Below are 17,800 nucleotides of genomic sequence, written 5' to 3' on the forward strand. Positions count from 1 at the left end.
GGTTAGGGGAATGGGAGGGACTCAGTTCGCCAGCTCGTTCACCGACAGGATGCCGAGCAGGATGGAAACGATGATGGCGGCGATGACCGCGCCCAGCAGCAGGATGAGCAGCGGCTCCAGCAGGGTCAGCGTGCGCTTGATGCCGGCCTGCACCTCGCCATCGGTGACGCGGGCCAGCTCCAGCAGCATGGCGTCCAGCCGGCCGGTTTCCTCGCCCAGCCGCACCATGTTCAGCGCCAGCGGCGAGAACAGCGCGCTGCCTTGCAGCGCATCCGCCAGCCGGCCGCCCTGCTTGATCGCCGGGGCGACGCCGGCCAGCGCGGCGCGCAGGCGCTGGTTGGACATGGTGTCGGCGGCGATGCGCAGCGCCTGCACGATGGGTACGCCATTGCCCAGCAAGGTGCCCATGCCGCGGGCGAAGCGGGTGACCTCGTACTTGCGCACCACGCCGCCCAGCACCGGCATGGCGAGCAGGCGGCCGTCGCGCCAGTCGCGGCCGGCCGGCGTGGCCAGCCAGCGGCGCAGCGCCCAGGTGAAGACGGCGGCGGCCAGTGCCATCAGCCAGCCCCAGTCCGCCACCAGGTGACCGGCGACGACGATGAGGCGGGTGGGCAGCGGCAGGGCGTCGCCCATGTCGTCGAACAGGCTCTCGAACTGCGGCACGACGAAGCCCAGCATCAGGAAAACGGAGATCGCCGCCACCACCACCAGGATGGCCGGGTAGGTGAGCGCCGAGATCACCGATTCCCGCAGCGCCTTCACCCGCTCCAGGTGCTCCGCCAGCCGCGCCAGCACCTCGGCCAGCTGGCCGCCCGCCTCGCCGGCGCGCAGCATGTTGACGTAGAACTCACCGAACAGCGGCAGATAGGGCTGCAGTGCCTGGGACAGGCCCTTGCCCGACTTCACCGCCTTCAGCACCTCGTCCAGCAGCGCGGCGACCGAGGGTTTGGTGGCCATGCCCTGCAGCACGCGCAGGGCGCGGTCCAGCGGCAGTCCGGCGCGCAGCATGACCGCCAGTTCGCTGGTGAAGGCATGGACGTCCGCCGCGCCGGGACCCTTGTCCCTGGCCAGGAAGCCGCCGGCGAAGGCCGCCTTGTGGCCGGGCACAGCCTGATCGACAGCCATGGATGGTGCGGCGCTGCCCCGGCCCGCCTCCACCTGCAGCGGCGTCAGCCCGCGCGCCTGCAGCTGGCGGATGGCGGCTTCGCTGCTGGCGGCCTCCAGCGTGCCGCTGCGCAGCTGGCCATCTCCGGCGGCGGCGCGATAGGCGAAGTCAGGCATCGCTCTGGTCCTGGGTAACGCGCAGCACTTCGTCCAGCGAGGTTTCGCCCTGGGCCACCTTGCGCAGGCCATCCTCATACAAGGTGATCATGCCGCTGCGGCGGGCGGCGGCGTGCAGGCTGGTGGCGTCGGCGCCGGCGAGGATGGCCTGGTGGGCGGCGGCATCCATGGTGAAGAGTTCATGGATGGCGCTGCGGCCGCGGTAGCCACTGTGCTTGCATTCCGGGCAGCCGCGGGCGGCGTAGACCTGGCGGCTGCCGGCGGGCAGGAAGCGCGCCAGCCCGGCGCGCTCCACGATCTCCGCCGACAGCTCGGCCGGCGCCTTGCAGGCGGAACAGAGCCGGCGCACCAATCGCTGCGCCAGCACGCCATTCACCGAGGAGGTGATGAGGTAGCGCTCCACCCCCATGTCCTCCAGCCGCACGATGGCGCCGGCGGCGGTGTTGGTGTGCAGGGTGGACAGCACCAGGTGGCCGGTGAGCGCCGACTGCACCGCGATCTGCGCCGTCTCGGTGTCCCGCATCTCGCCGATCATGATGATGTCCGGGTCCTGCCGCAGGATGGAGCGCAGCGCGTGGGAGAAGCTCATGCCGATCTGCGCCTGCACCTGCACCTGGTTGATGCCGCCCAGTTGGTACTCCACCGGGTCCTCCACGGTGAGTATCTTCAGCGCGGCCGCATCCAGCTTGGCCAGCGAGGCATACAGCGTGGTGGTCTTGCCCGAGCCGGTGGGGCCGGTCACCAGCAGGATGCCGTGCGGCCGGGCGATCAGCTCGCGGTAGCGCGCCAGCGTGTCGGCCGAGAAGCCCATGTCCTCCAGGTTCAGCCGGATGCTGGCGCGATCCAGCACCCGCATCACCACGCTCTCGCCATGCACCGTCGGCAGGGTGGAAACCCGCAGATCCAGCTCGTGGCCCTTCACCCGGTTCTTGATGCGGCCGTCCTGCGGCAGGCGGCGCTCGGCGATGTTGAGGTGGGCGAGCAGCTTGATCCGCGAGGTGACGGCCGCCGCCAGCGACAGCTCCGCCAGCTCGCCCTCCTGCAGCACGCCGTCCACCCGGTAGCGAATGTGCAGGCCGTCCTCGAAGGGTTCTATATGGATGTCCGAGGCACGCAGGTCTATCACCCGCGAGATGATCTGATTCACCAGCCGGATCACCGGCGCCTCGCTGGCGAGATCCTTCAGATGCTCGACGAACTCGCTGTCGCCAGTGTCCGCGGCGAGCAGGCTATCGCCGCCTTCCTCCGCCTCGTCCGGCTCCAGGTAGAGCCGTTCCAGCGTCGCCTGCAGCTCCGACTCCAGCGCCAGTCGTGGCGCCACCTTCAACCCGGTCGCCAGCCCCAGCGCCTTCAGCAGGAAACCGTCCTGCGGCGTCGCCATCGCCGCCAGCAGCCGGCCATCGGCCACCTGCAGCGGCAGTACCGCATGCGCGATCAGGTAATCCGGCGACAGCCCGGCCACCTCCACCGGCAGCTCGGGGAAATCGGCCGCTGCCACCAGCGGCATACCCAGCTGCTCCGCCAGCGCCCGCCCCACCTCGGCCTCCGACACCAGCCCGAGGCGAACCAGCACCCGGCCGATCAGGTCGCCGATTTCCTGCTGCGCCGCCAGTGCCTGCTCCAGATCCCGCGGCGAGAGGCGGGCCGCCCGTACGAGCAATTCGCCCAGCCTGGGGCGCGCTGCGGACATCGCAGGGGCTGCGTCTTTCGGTGAAAGCACTGTGAGGGGCTGCACGATATATAGGCAGGAAATCAATAACGGGAGGGGTAGTCAGCGCTAGGCAAGTAGCGAGCCAGCAGAAGTAGGGGAAAAACCCATCATAAATAAGCGATATAGCACTGAGGCCAAGCGCCATCGTCAGTGTTGGATGTACAACAATCCGATCCATTTATTGTTTACTTAAGTACATATTTATGGATTGGAAGGCGGGCGGGAAGACAGGACTCCTGCTCGTTACAGAGCAGCTAGATTTGGTGGATGTCGCATGTACTTACCTTGATATTCCATCAAGGTGCCGGGGCGCGAAGAGGTAGGAGGTTATGCAAAGATGTGCGCCCGATGTCAGAGGTCGAGCGAGGAGGCTATGCCTAGTAGGTGGCTATGGCGCGTTCGAGAGATCCTAAAAATGACAGGACATATGCCTATAAGGCAGACCGCCCAGCTAAAGCTGGGCGGTCTGCGTCACACAGACCTTAGATGCTGCCGTAGCACCTGTTGTTGAGCCACGTGTTCCAACCCGCGCTGCCGAGATTCATGTACGTCTTGAGATCGGCTGCCAACTGCTCTGCGGCTGAAGTCGTGGCGGGGTTGCCATCGACATTCAAGAGAATGCCCTTCTGATCCAGCGGGTAGTCGGAGAAGGTCACGTACCAGTTGCTGTTCTCGGCGCAGACCTGGCCCCAGGAGACGAAACCTGCCGTGACATCGCCATTCTCAATGGCCTGGAGGGTGTAGTCGATGTTGTTGTACATGCAGAGGTCTCCCGACGTGCAAGCGCCGCCGGTTCCACCGTTGGTAGGCGCAGTGCCACTACCATACGGAGAGGCTAGCCATTGCTTCATCGCCGTAAGGATGGTTCGCGCTGCAACCCCATAGGGCGCTCCAGGTACGTTTCCGATGCCGAGGCTGTCGACGTTGCTTTCGTTGACTCGGACATAGTCGGCGTAGCCGTCGGCAGTGGCGGTGGAGTCCAGGGAACTGATGCCATCTTCGATAAGGTCATCCTTAGTGAGACCGGTGATGTCAGAGTTTGTATACAGCACGGGAATGCCATAGGCGTACCTGAAGGCCGTCGCTCCAGACTGCACGTAGCTGGTGCCTTGCAAGGACGTCGGGGTGGTGGCGTTAGCGGCGAGGAAAAGGGTGTAAGGGTACGCAGGCGTGCCGGTGATCTCGCCGTAGATGGTGGCGGTGGAGTCGTGGCAGACGCGTATCGTTTTCGTGGTCGGCAGCAAGGTCGCCAGGAAGCTTGAGACGAGGTCCTGCGCAGGTCCGTAGAAGTTCGATGCGACCACGATGGTTGTCGCAGCTGCCGGAGCAGGGGAAGCGTTGCTGACGTTCGTGCAGCCGGCGATAGCCCAGCAATTACCAGTGGCGAAGGCAATGCCCAGCGCAGCGAGATGGGGCAGGAAATTCTTGGTCGGGTTCTCTTTCTTCAGATTCTGGTTCGACATCATTCCTATTCCTCGAAAAAACCGTCCTCAGGATGAATTTCCTGGCGGTACGGCAAAGCAATAAAAGTGAAGCGGTAGTTGCCGCCATCTTTCGATATATTTACCTATATATCGATAGGCGATGAACTGCCTCGGATGGCGGTATTCAGTTAGCAAATTGTGAGCCATTCGTCATTTCTTGATGACACTTAGGCATACCAACAGATTTGACGAAGCAGGTCGAGAGGTTTTTGTAGGTTGTCTGTCAAAAATGCCTTTTACTGTATTGTTGACAACATAATATTTGAGAAAATGTAATTATTTTCTATGTTAATGTTTTTAAATGATTAATATGTAATTTTCAACGATGTCAATAACTTCGAAAATATAGATAATGTCCAGGCGTTGCCTGCGGCTCTACGGTTGGAAAATGATGCTCGATAAGTCCATGAGAAACGCTATGGCATTAAATTTGCTGTGTGCATTACTCGTAGGGATATCTCTTTGGTCTACCATCACTGAGGCGTGGAACGTTGTGATGGTTTTCCTTATATACTTAAGGAACATGCAATGCGCTCCATTATCTCCAGACCCTATGAGGGATGTCATAGAAATAGCCCTCGCCAGCGAGGTTTTCGCCCTCGTGCGTTGGGTCTTGCCATCTCCTCTTTGCTGTGCCCCCTGTTCGCCCAAGCTGCGCCCACCGGAGGTGTCGTAACCAGCGGTAGTGCATCCATCGTTCAGTCCGGCAATCTGACGTCCGTCACCCAGAGTTCGCAGAAAGCAGCCATCAACTGGCAGGGCTTCAGTATCGCGCCCACCGAAACGGTAAGCTTCAACCAGCCCAACGCGGCTGCCATCACCCTCAACCGGGTTGTGGGCAACGAACGCAGCGTCATCGAAGGCGCGCTCAACGCCAACGGCCGTATCTTCCTGATTAACTCCAACGGCGTTCTGTTCACCCAGGGCAGTTCGGTCAATACCGCCGGCCTGGTTGCGAGCACGTTGAACCTGAGCGATGCCGATTTCGAGCAGGGAAATTATGTGTTCCAAGGGAATGGCAGCGGTGCCTCCGTCATCAACCTCGGCACGCTGACCGCGGATGAGGGCGGCTACATCGCCCTACTGGGCGATACTGTTTCCAACCAGGGCGTGATTACCGCGACCAAGGGCACGGTTGCCTTGGCCGCCGGCGAGAAGATCACGCTGAACTTCAACGGCGACTCCCTGTTGTTGGTGACGCTGGACGAAGGCGCGCTGAATGCGCTGGTCGAGAACAAGCAAGCGATTTACGCCGATGGCGGCAAGGTCTTCTTGACCGCCAAGGCTGCCAATGAAGTGCTGGGCAGTCAGGTCAACAACAGCGGTATCGTGCAGGCGCGCACGCTGGGCGATCTGACCCGAGGTGAGATTGTTGTCAATGCATATGGTGGTACCGCCAATATTGACGGCACCCTCGATGCGTCAGCGCCTACCGACGGCGATGGCGGCACCATCGAAACCAGCGGCAAGAAAGTCAAGATCTCGGGTAGTGCCGCCATCACGACCAAGGCTAATAGTGGAACAAATGGTGAATGGGTGATCGGCAGCGATGGATACACCGTCGCAGCCAGTGGCGGGGACATAACGGGCGCCCGGCTCTCCAGTCTCTTAGACGCGAACACCACGAATATCCGGATCAACTCTACTTCGGGCTCTGGCTCAAATGGAGCTTTGAATGTGAATGATGTGGTGACCTGGAGTAGTGATGCCAAGCTCACACTTGAGGCGAGCAGCGATGTTGGCGTTAATGCGGCTATTAGCACGGCCGGCAACTCAGCCAGCCTTACTCTCACAGCAGGTGAGGACATCAACGTCAATGCCGACATCACGCTTAGCGGCAGCAATGCCGTATTGGAGATGAATTACGGCGGGGATTACCACATTCTCACCAGCGCGAGTTACAGCGGCACGACGACGGATGCCGACGGCAATCTCGTTGCCAACAGTGCGCCGGAAGGGGCCGAATACGCCAGTATCACCCTGAGCGGTGCGAATGCCGGCCTGATGATCAATGGTAACAGCTACACGCTGATTCATAACATCGCAGAGCTTGATGCTATTGACGAATATAACGCGGTTACGGGCAGTGGCACGGAAAAGAAGAAGGACGGACATTACGCTCTGGCACAAGATATCGATGCTCAGGGATATACCTTCCTCAAATCGCTGATTTCGACGAAATCGAGTACGTCATTCGCCGGGACGCTCGCTGGTCTTGGACATGAAGTCAGCAATCTGACGATATCGGCTAGCGCCACAGACTATATAGGCTTGTTCGGTTACATCAACCTCGGGACTGTCCGAGATCTGGGCGTGGTCAATGCAAATATATACGGCAAGAGATATGTCGGAGCTCTGACTGGCTATGCATTGGATAGTGTCATGACGAATGTATATAGCTCAGGAACTATTCAAGGTACTTCGTATCTCGGCGGACTAATTGGCAGATTGACACGTGGAGGATTGAGCTACGCCTACTCCGAGGTGAATATCACTGGAAATGGCTCTGGCTATGTCGGCGGCCTGGTTGGTTATGCACAATACACCAAGGTAGCGAATTCTCATGCCGTAGCGAATCTTGAAAACATAGGCTTCAGCACCGGCGGTCTGGTTGGGGATGTCTTGGGGAGCGTCGTAGAGAGTTCATACGCTTCAGCCGATATCGACGGCAGCCCGGGAACCTATAGTCTAGGTGGGCTGGTGGGGTCGTTCTCCACGTTCTCTGGATATGAGTCTTATATAAAAAATTCATTTGCCGTAGGAGGCGTGAGGGGAGGTTATAACCTCGGGGGGCTTGTCGGTCGTATAGAAGGTTCTGCATACGGAGTGATCTCGAACAGCTATGCGAAAGGCGATGTCGTCGGTACATACGGGTCCAGCATCGATACAGAGCATGGCATCGGCGGGCTGGTCGGCATCATTTACATGGATGAGGGCGTGAAGTTCGACATCGAGTATTCCAAGGCCTACGGAAACGTCTCTTTCGCCAATCAATACAACGGATATGCAGGTGGTCTGGTCGGCTTCTACCAGGCGGGCAGCGGAAGCCGGATCTACAAGTCCAGCTCCTATGGAAATGTCATTGCTCCCGGGGGTAGTTATGTTGGAGGGCTTGCAGGGTGGCTTTCTGGCGTGAACGTGTCTTCGTCCTCCGCCTCCGGGAATATCCGTGGGGTTAACGGCGTAGGCGGTTTGGTTGGAATCATGCTGAATGGAACAGTCAGTGATTCTTCCTTCTCCGGGACGGTTAGCGGCTCCCAATATGTCGGGGGGATTGTTGGTCAGGTCGCGAGTGGAGTGGACATCGTCAATAGTTATTTTCGGGCGAGTGATGGCCTGGTTGGGGTGGGTAATTCCGAGTATTTCACTGGTATTGATGGCAGTGTGGGGTTGGGCGAAGAACAGTTCGCGGATCTGGAGCATTACCTGGATGGGACCATCGACCAAGTGCTGGCTGCCCGCACTGAAGCTGCAGCTAAGGCGGCGGCAGAAGCAAAGGCCAGGGCTGAGGCTGCAGCAGAGTTGCAGGCCAGAAGCGAGGCGGGGGCTCAGCTTGGCAGTGCCGTCAGTTCCGAGTCCATGCGCCAAGGAGCGCGTCCGCAACAGCAGGTGCCAGACTTGGCTGTGTCCCCCGGGGCGAAGCTCGATAGCAATCTGGTTTATGCGGATACCTCTGACTTCTCCGCTGGAATCAGACGTATCGAAGTGGATGGAGTTAGCTTTGAGTTAGAGGAGGAAGGGAGTGGTAGCGATTGAGCGGCCCCCGTTTCTTTTTCCGCAAACTCGGCAAGACCTATATGCTCCATTTCATATCGAATAATCATGAATAAGAAAACGAAGAATGTTTCCAATTGCCGCTATTTGGCTGTTCTCTGTATTGCCATCTTTCATTCCTTGCCTGGGTTGGTTCTGGCCCAAGCGGTAGTCCCCCCGGGCATCGGCGAAGCCATCAAGGAAACTCAACCCCCGCGCCCGCTGGCACCGCAACAAGCCCCCGCCCCGGTAATCATCCAGCAAGATGAAGCCCCCCTACGCCTGCAATCTAGCGAAACACTGATGGTTCAAGCCTTCCGCTTCGAAGGCGCGGATTTCATTTCCGAAGAGGAATTGCAGGAGCGGGTGGCGTCTTACCGGGGGCGTGCCCTGAACATGATGGATATCGAGGAAGCGGCGGGGCGGATTACCGCGCTTTACCGCAGCCGGGGTTATCCGGTGGCGCGTGCTTATGTGCCGCGGCAGGATGCGCGGGATGGGACGCTGACCATCCGGTTGCTGGTGGGCAAGTACGGCAAGGTGTCGTTGCGCAATCGCTCGCTGGTGGGTGATGGCCTGTTGAAGGGCGCGTTGGCGCCGCTGGAGGCGGATGCGGCGGTGTCGCGGGAGACGCTGGAGCGGGCGATGCTCATCGTCGGCGACATGCCGGGCGCGGAGATGCCGCGGATGGCCATTTCGCCGGGCGAGCGGCAGGGGAGTTCCGACCTCGAGGTGGAGGTGGACGCCGGCAAGCGCTTTGGCGCTTATGCGATGGCGGACAACCAGGGATCGCGCTACACCGGTCGCAATCGCCTGCGCGCCGGGGTGGATCTGAATTCGCCGCTGGGGATTGGCGACCGTCTCTCGCTGTCGGGGATGGCTTCCGAGGGCGAAGGCTTGGCGAATGGCCGATTGGCGTATGGTTTTCCGCTCGAGGCCAACGGCCTGCGTGGCGAGATCGCGGCGTCCAAGACCACCTATGAGCTGGGCAAGGAATACAAGGATCTGGACGCGACCGGCGATGCTTATTCAATAGAGGGAACGCTGAGCTATCCGCTGATCCGCAGCCGGGATCGCAACCTTTATCTCAACCTGAACCTTGCCGCCCGGCGCATGCGGGACGAGATCGAGGCGACCGATACGAGCAACAGCCGCAAGAGCAAGGTGGGCACGTTGGGGGCGCAGTATGAAAGCTGGGGTAGCCTCCTTGGCTATTCCAGCTACAGCGGTTTCAACTTGGGCCTGACCTATGGCCACCTTGAACTGTTGAACGCAGACGAAGAAGCCCTCAACAAAGCCGGCGCGAATACCGGCGGCGACTACGGGCGGCTGAACCTGAGCTTCACCGGCAGCCTCGCCCTGAGCGAGCAGTTCAGCCTCTCGGTGGTGCTGAGCGGTCAGAAAGCGCTGATGGGCAAGAACCTGGATGGCTCCGAGCAGATGAGCATCTCCGGCACCAACGGGGTGAAGGCGTACCGCGAGGTGGTGCTGGGCGACAACGGCTACCTGGCCAATGCCGAGCTGCGTTACGTGCTGCCTGAGGTTGCCGGGCTGAATCATTCGCTTGGGCTCTTCACCGATACCGGCCGTATCCATCTGCAGAACGCCGACTACACCACGACCAATGGCGTGCGCCTGTCGGACGTTGGCGTGGCGTATTACGTTGGCTACAAGGCGCTGATGGGCAGTATCCAGGTGGCGCGCAAGGTGGGGCCGCGTCCCGGCGTGGTCGAGGAGGACGACAAGACCCGCGTACTGCTGCAGGTTGGCCTTGCGTTCTAGGTTCTGGCCGAGGACGGCGGGAGCGGGCGCCTTGCTGCTGCTCGCCGCGGGCTGCGCAAACACGGTGAACACCGAGTACACCGCCGAGCAATTCGTGCGGGCAACAAAGTGGTGCCACGACAACGCCCGCATGGAGCAGGTGCTGCAGCCGGATGCCTGGTTCTCCCGCTTCGTGGCTTGCCGCCGTGAGCATGTGATGCCCTTCGAGATCCAGGTTTTCCGGCGCGAGAAGGAGGTGGGGGAGATGTACGACGAACTCGCCCGGATCGCGCCGCTGGTGGACAAGAAGCAGGTATCCGCCAGGTCCGCGATGATGAAGTGGCAGCAGCTGATGCGGGAAAAACTGGCCATCGATTGCGCCATCATCATCGAGCATGCGGACGGCGGCGGGCAGTGCGCGGGCCTTCGGGCTGCGCGGGTGCGGTGATTCGAACTGCTTTCCATCGAGACCGGGCCCTCTCCGGCGCTCGGCCAAGGGAGCCGTCCGCCTGCGATGCCGGCGCTGCGCCTGACGCGCCTCCATCTAGCGACCCTGCTGCCGGGTTGAGCGCGGGCCTCGCGAGCCGCCGCTCCGTGGTGCCGCCCGATCGTGACGCGGTGAGGCAAAAGGACGACCAGAAAAGGCGGTTCATGCCGGGCGCCAATCTGTCCTGTCCGGATTCCAACATCGTTATGTAGTCGACAATATTTATGTCGTACTTCAGGCAGATCGGGCCAGGGGCAGTGCCGCTGTCAAGTCTTGCCTCGTAACAAGAAGTCGCGGTGCTGTGGGATCTGTGGTTATTCCCGAGGTGAGCGGCGGCGCCGGGGCAGGCTGGCATGCCGATTGCCTCAACTCTTCTTGCTATATCGCATCGTATATAGATAAGCCTGCGCTCCTGAGTGTGCGGAGCGATGCGAGTCATCGGTTTTCCCTATTTCTGCAAGGAGTTGGCGACATGAAGATGGAGTGGCTGTCCGCGGCGATCGACTATGGCGTGATCGGGCTGCTGGTGGTGCTGAGCGTGGTGATCGTGGCGATCGGGATGGAGCGTTTGGCCTTCTATCGCCGCCTCGACCTGAAGGCGGTGAACGACATCAAGTCGCTGGAACTGATGCTGTCGCGCAAGCTCTTCGTCATCGCCTCGGTAGCGAGCAACGCGCCCTACCTCGGCCTGCTCGGCACGGTGTTCGGCATCATGCTCACGTTCTACAGGATGGGCCAGGACGCCAGCATCGACACCGCGCAGATCATGGTCGGCCTGGCGCTGGCGCTGAAGGCGACGGCCGTGGGCCTGGGTGTGGCGCTGGTGGCGGTGGTGCTTTACAACAGCCTGCTGCGCAAGGCCAAGGTGATGATGCTGGAGTGGGAGATCGCCAATGGACGATAAGCCCTTCGAGAGCATGAACATGATCCCCTTCATCGACATCATGCTGGTGCTGCTCACCATCGTGCTGACGACATCCACCTTTATCGCCAGCGGCCGCATCCCGGTGAACCTGCCCCAGGCCAGCGCCAGCGAGCAGGACACCAGCAAGACCGAGACGATAGAGATCGACGCAGCCGGCACCATTTACCTCGGCGGCGAGGCGGTCAGCACCGACTTGCTGAAGAGCCGCCTGGGCGCGGTGGCCAAGGACACGCCCTTCGTGCTTCGTGCGGACAAGGCGGTGCAACTGCAACGCTTCATCGACGTGGCGGATGTGCTCAAGCAACTGGGTTTTGCCAAGGTGGCGGTCCAGACGGAGGTGGGACGATCATGAGCACGGGTCGCGCAGCGCTGGCTCTGCGCCAGCAAAGTGAAGCAGAGCGCATGGCAACGCCGCAGGCCGTACCCGCCCGCCCGAGCAGTCTGAAGCTGGTAAGGCCCGCGGGCAGGACGGGAAAGAGCGAGTTCGGCATGCTCGACGGCTTTGCATGGTCGGTACTGCTGCATGCGGCAGTGATATTTCTTTTCCTGGCGCCGGGCTGGTTCCTGGTGAAGCCGCAGCCCCAGCGCGACCAGCTCGTGGTCGAGCTGTTCGGCATGGTGAGCAACCGGCAGGAGCAGGAACAGCAGGCCGGCGCAAAGACCACCCAGCCGCCCCAGGAGGCTGCGCCCACGCCGCCCGCACCCATGCCACCCAAGCCGGTGATGAAGCGCGAACCGGTGCGCCATGTGCAGGAGGCGCCCAGCCCGGTGACGGTAGCCAAGCCCGAGGACAAGCCGGAAGAAGAGCCGCAGGAGCAGGTGACTGAGGCCCGCCAGCAGGTGGCCCCACAGCACGCTGGCGCGGAAGAAAACCGCGTCCAGCAGACCCTGCAGCGCCAGCCGACCGAGGCAGACCTGCTGCGCATGTACGTCAGCAGCCTGGCCAAGGCCATCCGTGAAAAGCTGGTGTATCCGCAGGCCCTGCGGGCGAGGGGCTATGTCGGGACCGCGGCGGTGCGCTTCACCGTGACCGAAAGCGGCGATCTGCTGCCGGGGTCGCTGGTGGTGATGCGCAGCAGCGGCTACCCGGAGCTGGATGACAGTGCCCTGCGCTCGGTTCAGGCCAGCCTGCCCCTGCCCAGGCCGGATCGCCAGCGGGTGGTGGTGGTGCCGGTGACCTTCAGCGGAAGTTGAGGGTGGCGCTGGTGTGTGTATTTCTGCCTGCGCGATGGGGGTGGGAAGGTCGGGCATTTCTCCCGGCTGCGGGTGGTCCCTGGCTGGGAAGCGTCGGGACAACCCAGGCAAGTTGATTGCCCTGCCGCGCTGCTTTCCCCCTTTCCCCTCGCGTACAGCGAGTCCACCTGTCTGGCCTGCAGCCGCTATAGAAAAAGCAATCCATCAGTACCCGTATTGATGGGGAGTTCGCTCTCATAGAAAGCTGCTCACGCATTCATGCAAAGCAAATGGGCAAGTTCTTGCTCGGCAGAGCAAGAACTTGCCCATTTTTTCTTTATGCATATCAATTGATTGCGAAACGGCGGGCGAGAGCTTGCTCGATTTTCAATGTCGCAATGCACTTGTGTGAAAAATCAGAGCGCTTACCCCAGAGCGTGACGGGAACACCTCATCCAAGCCAATGTAATAAGGCCACTTTTTGAACAGCAATCTCGCTTGTCATGCGATTTGCATAGCTGCTCGCCGGCACTTTGGCAACCAAGCTATGCCGGCCCTTTCGTCTTAACCATCAAGAACAGAGCACCATGCCAACTCCCGCGTACATCGGCATCCAAGGCAACATCTCCCAGGGTGCCTTCACCTCCGACGCCGTGGGCAAGGCCTCCGTCGAAGGGCATGAAGATGGAATCCTGGTCGAGGAAATCAAGCACCGCATCGCCACCCCGACCGACCCGCAGAGCGGTCAGCCGTCGGGCCCGCGTGTGCATGAACCCTTCGTCCTCACCTGCGCGCTGAACAACACCACGCCGCTGATGTACTAGGCCCTGGCCTCGGTGAAATGCTGCCCAAGGTCGAAGTGAAGTGGTACCGCACTTCCACCGAAGGCAAGCAGGAGCTCTTCTTCCCCCCATCTGGAAGACGCCACCAGCGTTGTCATCGACGGCACTGCCGCACGCCCAAGACTTCAACAAAGCCGAGTGCACGCAACTGGTCGATGTCTCCATGGGCTACCGCAAGATCACCTGGACTCACGCCATTGCCGGCACCGAGGCCTCGGACGACTGGCGCAAGCCGCGGGAAACCTGATTCCGGCCCCTGCTTTGCGGCTGGCAGCCCGGGTTGCCGGCCGTATCGCGCTGATCTGCCGCAGGGGATTGCCCCGGCCTGAAAGGAGCACCTAATGCCCAGCCAATCCCACCTGCGCTTCACCTTTACTGTGGGCGAGATCGAGTTCGACGTCATCGAGTTCACCCTCGACGAGGGCCTCTCCGAGGGCTGCCAACTGGCGCTGGAGCTGGCCAGCCACGACCCGGCCATCGACTTCGCCAAGGTCCTCGACGCCCCCGCCCACTTCATCCTCTGGCACGGCGAACACCCCGTGCGCCATGTCCACGGCAAGGTCAGCCACTTCGAGCAAGGCACCACCGGCTTCCGCCGCACCCGCTACCGTGCCCTGGTCGAACCGCCCCTGGCGCGGCTCGAGCTATGCGCCGACTGGCGCATCTTCCAGCAAAAAACCGTGCCGGAAATTCTGAACCAGCTGCTCGCCGGGCACGGCATCGCCCCGTACCAACAGAACCTCACCGAACAACACCTCACCCGCGAGTACTGCGTCCAGGCTGGCGACACCGACCTGGACTTCCTCCTGCGCCTGGCCGCCGAGGAAGGCCTCTTCCACCGCTTCGACCACCGCCCCGACGGCTGCACTCTCATTCACAGCGACCGCCTCCACATCCAGGGCGCCATCGCCGGCGGCCCGGTGCGCTACAACCCCACCCCCGGCGGCGACCGGCCCGAGCCGGCCTTGCGCACCTTCACCTACGCCGAGCACGTGCGCACCACCCGCCAGACCCAGCGCGACTACACCTTCAAACACCCGCAGTACGACCAGCAGCGCAGCGCCATGGCTGAGCGGCCGGTCGCGGCCGAGCGGGACTACGAGGACTACCGTTACCCGGGGCGCTACAAGGACCCGTCTGGCGAAGCCTTCACCCGCGACCGCCTGCGCGGCCTGCGCGGCCAGGCGCAGACCGCCACGGTCGAAGGCGACGACCCGCGCCTGGTCCCCGGCCTGGCCTTTGACCTCATCGGCCATCCCCGCCAGGACTGGAACCGCGGCTGGCGTCCGGTGCACATCCGCCATGAAGGCCGCCAGCACACCAGCCAGGCCGAAGAGAGCGCCGGGGCGCAGAGCGGCACCCACTACCAGTACACCGCCCAGCTGGTGCCCGACCGCATCGAATGGCGCCCCGCGCCGCGGCCCCGCCCGCTCATCCCGGGCCCGCAAGTGGCCACCGTCGTCGGCCCCGAGGGCGAAGAGTTCCACGTCGATGAGTTCGGCCGCGTGCGCGTGCAGTTCCCCTGGGACCGCGAAGGCGCGCACAACGAACACAGCTCCTGCTGGATTCGCCCGCTGCACGGCTGGGCCGGCAGCGGCTGGGGGCAAATCACCCTGCCGCGCATCGGCCAGGAGGTCATAGTCGCTTTCCTCGATGGCGACCCGGACCAACCGGTGATCACCGGCCGCAGCTACCGGGTGGGCAACCGCCCACCCTACGAACTGCCCAAGCACCAGGTGCTCAGCACCCTCAAGAGCAAGGAGCACAAGGGCCAGCGCGCCAGCGAACTGCGCCTGGACGACACCACCCGCGAAATCAGCGCCGCGCTGATGAACGACCATGGCCAAAGCCATCTCCACCTGGGCTACCTCACCCACCCGCGGCCCGATGGCGGCCAGCCGCGCGGCGAAGGCTTCGAGCTGCGCACCGACCTGCACGGCGCCTTGCGTGCGGCGCAGGGCATGCTGCTCAGCACCGAGGCACAAGCCAGCGCCAACGGCGGCCTGCTCGACCGCGCTCAACTGGTCAGCACCCTGGAGGCGGCGCTGGAACTGGCCAGGACCCTGGGCCACTACGCCGGTGAACACCAGGGCCTACCCCACCAGGCCAAGCCGCAAGAAAACCTGACCGAGGCTGTGCGCAACCTGGGCCACGGCGCCAACGACCAGGCCGACGGCTGCGGCAAGGGCAATGAACCGGTCATCGCCCTCTCCGCGCCGGCAGGCATCGCCCTGGCCAGCCCGCGCAGCATCGCCCTGGGCGCCGGCGAACACATCGATGCCGCCGCCCAGCAGCACCTGCAGTTCACTGCCGGCGAACAACTGCTGCTCAACGCCGGCCAGGGCCTGGGCACTTTTGCCCAGAGCGGCGACATGCGCCACATCGCTCACCAGGGCGAACTGCTCCTGCAGGCGCAGCACAACAGCGCACGCCTGGAAGCCGACCAAAGCGTGGAGATCAGTGCCAGCCAACAGCACGTCCTATTCGCCGCAAAGCAGCACATCACCCTGCTGTGTGGCGGCGCCTACGTGAAGATCGCCGACGGCAATATCGAGATGGGCATGCCGGGAGATTTTGTCGTCAAGGCGGGCAAGCACAGCCTGGTGGGGCCGGGTTCCGCCAGCTTCCCCCTGCCTCGGTGGTCGAAAAGCGATGCCGGCAACTGGATCGAGATCAACCACCGCGGTGCCGACGACCAGCCGTTCGCAGGGCAGGAATACCGGATTCTTTTCGAGAACGGCCAGAACATCACCGGGAAGCTCGACGCCCAGGGGTACGCCCGCCACGAAAATGTGCCCGAGAAAGCCGTCAAGGTCGAATACGCCCCCCTAGAACCGCGTGAGGATTCCACCTGGGAACCCCTGCGGCACCTGATCGACGCAGCCCGAAACAAACTGGGTTAAGGACGACCTATGTGGGAAGAACTCGAAAACGCATTGGCCTGGTACGCCGCCGCCCCCGCGCGCTGGCTCGGTAGCGCCAGGCAGGACCTGGGCGCCGCCGCCGAATGGCTCTGGATCGTCCTGCAAGGGGACTTCGCCGAAGAGCAGAGTACCGCCCAGGTGGTGACCGGCACGGTGATCTCGATGATCCCCATCGTCGACCAGTTGTGCGATGTGCGCGACCTGGTGGCCAACTGCCGGAAGATCAACGCCGACAGCAGCAATCACTGGGCCTGGATCGCCCTGGTCCTGACCCTGATCGGCCTGTTTCCCGTGCTCGGCTCGCTGGCCAAGGGCTGCTGCAAGATCCTCTTCGCCTACGGGCGCAAGTTCGCCGTGCGCTCCGGCGCGGCGCTGAAGGCCGAAGGTTTCTGGGACGCCAGCCGGCCCTTCGTCGAAGCCGGTATCGGCAAGCTCAACCAGCACCTGCAGACGCCCGTGGTCCGCAGTAGCCTGCGCGCCCTGAACATCCTGAACCCCTATCAATGGCTGGCCGGCAAGCTGCGGGAAGTGATCGCGCAGCTCAAGGTGGCGGAACTGACGAGGGTCTTCGACGAACTGATCGATGCCCTGCGCCAACTGCTCGACTTGGTTCGGCGCTGGGGCAGCGCGGCCATGGCCAGCCGCGCCGGGCAGTTGCTGGAGTCCGTGCTGAACGTACGGCGCATGGCCAACCAGAAGCTCGAAAGCCTGCTCGGCCCCGTGCGCGACTGGCTGGAGCGGCTGGCCCGCCGCCTGGATATCGAGGCGGACATGAACTACCGGGCCCAGGTGAACGCCCGGAATCACCACGGGACGCCACGCCTGCAGGCGGAAGACGATGCGCTGGAGTTCGAGCGGAACAAGCCGGAGTGGGTGGATAAGACGGGGGAGTTGGTTCACGAAGCGATGAGGCGCCCTCCATCGAAACCCGGCTGGCCGGATATCAGCGAGGCAGCTCTCAAGCCACTGGAAAAAGCCTTTAAGACTTTCGAAGATGCCCTACCGGTGACTCTGCAACCCGGTGAGAGGTTGTACCGCGTAGTGGCGCCCAACTCCTTCGACAACAGCATCTGCTGGATGCGCGAGGCTGAGTTTCTCGCCCTGAGCGGTCGTGACGACTGGCGTCGCCGCTTCGCTGTCTGGCGCTACTGGAACCGCAACGGCGAGTATGTCGTCTACACCGTGCCGCCGGGCAAGGGCCTGAATGCCTGGGAAGGGCCAGCTGCCAGTCAGCAACTCAAGAACTCCAACTACGTACTTGAAGGCGGCGCCGCGCAGATCGTCCTTGATCCCCGGCAGTTGCAGCCAGAGCACCTGAGCCGGCGCCGGCCCACCCAGTGGGGCTACAGCGACTTCCCCGGCGAGAGCGATGAATTCCTCGGCCTGCCCAAACTGACCAACCATATCGATGGGCGTAACCTGCCGCCCGACTCCAAACTCGATCTCTGAAAGGATGCCT

The 17,800-nt window shown here is 62.5% G+C and carries 13 protein-coding genes; 10 read left to right on the forward strand and 3 right to left on the reverse strand.

The window, feature by feature from the left end; all coding sequences use genetic code 11:
* Nucleotides 1-21: 21 nt before the first annotated feature.
* The 3 genes from GRF61_RS09840 to GRF61_RS09850 form a co-directional block, all read right to left on the reverse strand.
* On the reverse strand, nt 22-1,281 hold the full coding sequence (locus GRF61_RS09840; protein WP_169150486.1) for a type II secretion system F family protein: 1,260 nt from the start codon (nt 1,279-1,281) through the stop codon (nt 22-24).
* A complete protein-coding gene (locus tag GRF61_RS09845) occupies nt 1,274-2,971 on the reverse strand; it encodes an ATPase, T2SS/T4P/T4SS family (RefSeq protein ID WP_169150487.1) in 1,698 nt (565 codons plus the stop codon). Before GRF61_RS09845 ends, GRF61_RS09840 begins: the two co-directional genes overlap by 8 nt.
* 503 nt (nt 2,972-3,474) lie before the next feature.
* Complete coding sequence (locus GRF61_RS09850) at nt 3,475-4,458, reverse strand: substrate-binding domain-containing protein (protein WP_169150488.1); 984 nt, start codon at nt 4,456-4,458, stop codon at nt 3,475-3,477.
* A 546-nt stretch (nt 4,459-5,004) separates the two neighbouring features.
* On the opposite strand from GRF61_RS09850, the gene GRF61_RS09855 reads away from it, so the two are divergent.
* From GRF61_RS09855 to GRF61_RS09895, 10 genes are all read left to right on the forward strand, one after another.
* Nucleotides 5,005-8,232, forward strand: coding sequence for a GLUG motif-containing protein (locus tag GRF61_RS09855; RefSeq protein ID WP_169150489.1), 3,228 nt, complete (start codon nt 5,005-5,007; stop codon nt 8,230-8,232).
* Between the two features lie 66 nt (nt 8,233-8,298).
* Entirely contained in the window at nt 8,299-10,011 is a 1,713-nt protein-coding gene (locus GRF61_RS09860; RefSeq protein WP_169150490.1) for a ShlB/FhaC/HecB family hemolysin secretion/activation protein, read from the forward strand.
* A gap of 31 nt (nt 10,012-10,042) precedes the next feature.
* On the forward strand, nt 10,043-10,438 hold the full coding sequence (locus GRF61_RS09865; RefSeq protein WP_169150491.1) for a hypothetical protein: 396 nt from the start codon (nt 10,043-10,045) through the stop codon (nt 10,436-10,438).
* Nucleotides 10,439-10,949: 511 nt separating this feature from the next.
* Nucleotides 10,950-11,381, forward strand: coding sequence for a TonB-system energizer ExbB (gene exbB, locus GRF61_RS09870; protein ID WP_169150492.1), 432 nt, complete (start codon nt 10,950-10,952; stop codon nt 11,379-11,381).
* On the forward strand, nt 11,371-11,754 hold the full coding sequence (locus GRF61_RS09875) for a biopolymer transporter ExbD (protein ID WP_133592405.1): 384 nt from the start codon (nt 11,371-11,373) through the stop codon (nt 11,752-11,754). The genes exbB and GRF61_RS09875 overlap by 11 nt, the downstream gene beginning before the upstream one ends.
* A 137-nt stretch (nt 11,755-11,891) precedes the next feature.
* The gene (locus GRF61_RS09880; protein WP_169150493.1) at nt 11,892-12,596 is read left to right on the forward strand and encodes a TonB family protein; all 705 of its coding nucleotides are present in this window, start codon (nt 11,892-11,894) and stop codon (nt 12,594-12,596) included.
* 566 nt (nt 12,597-13,162) lie between these two features.
* On the forward strand, nt 13,163-13,399 hold the full coding sequence (gene tssD, locus GRF61_RS25020) for a type VI secretion system tube protein TssD (protein ID WP_282447171.1): 237 nt from the start codon (nt 13,163-13,165) through the stop codon (nt 13,397-13,399).
* Between the two features lie 109 nt (nt 13,400-13,508).
* Nucleotides 13,509-13,664: a hypothetical protein gene (locus GRF61_RS25025; RefSeq protein WP_282447172.1), complete on the forward strand. Its 156-nt coding sequence runs from the start codon at nt 13,509-13,511 to the stop codon at nt 13,662-13,664.
* Between the two features lie 94 nt (nt 13,665-13,758).
* Nucleotides 13,759-16,320, forward strand: a complete 2,562-nt coding sequence (gene tssI, locus GRF61_RS09890) for a type VI secretion system tip protein VgrG (protein ID WP_169150494.1) — start codon at nt 13,759-13,761, stop codon at nt 16,318-16,320.
* Nucleotides 16,321-16,329: 9 nt separating this feature from the next.
* The gene (locus tag GRF61_RS09895; RefSeq protein ID WP_169150495.1) at nt 16,330-17,790 is read left to right on the forward strand and encodes a hypothetical protein; all 1,461 of its coding nucleotides are present in this window, start codon (nt 16,330-16,332) and stop codon (nt 17,788-17,790) included.
* Nucleotides 17,791-17,800: the final 10 nt, after the last annotated feature.

The organism is Azoarcus sp. TTM-91 (assembly GCF_012911025.1).
Taxonomy (GTDB): Bacteria; Pseudomonadota; Gammaproteobacteria; order Burkholderiales; family Rhodocyclaceae; genus Azoarcus.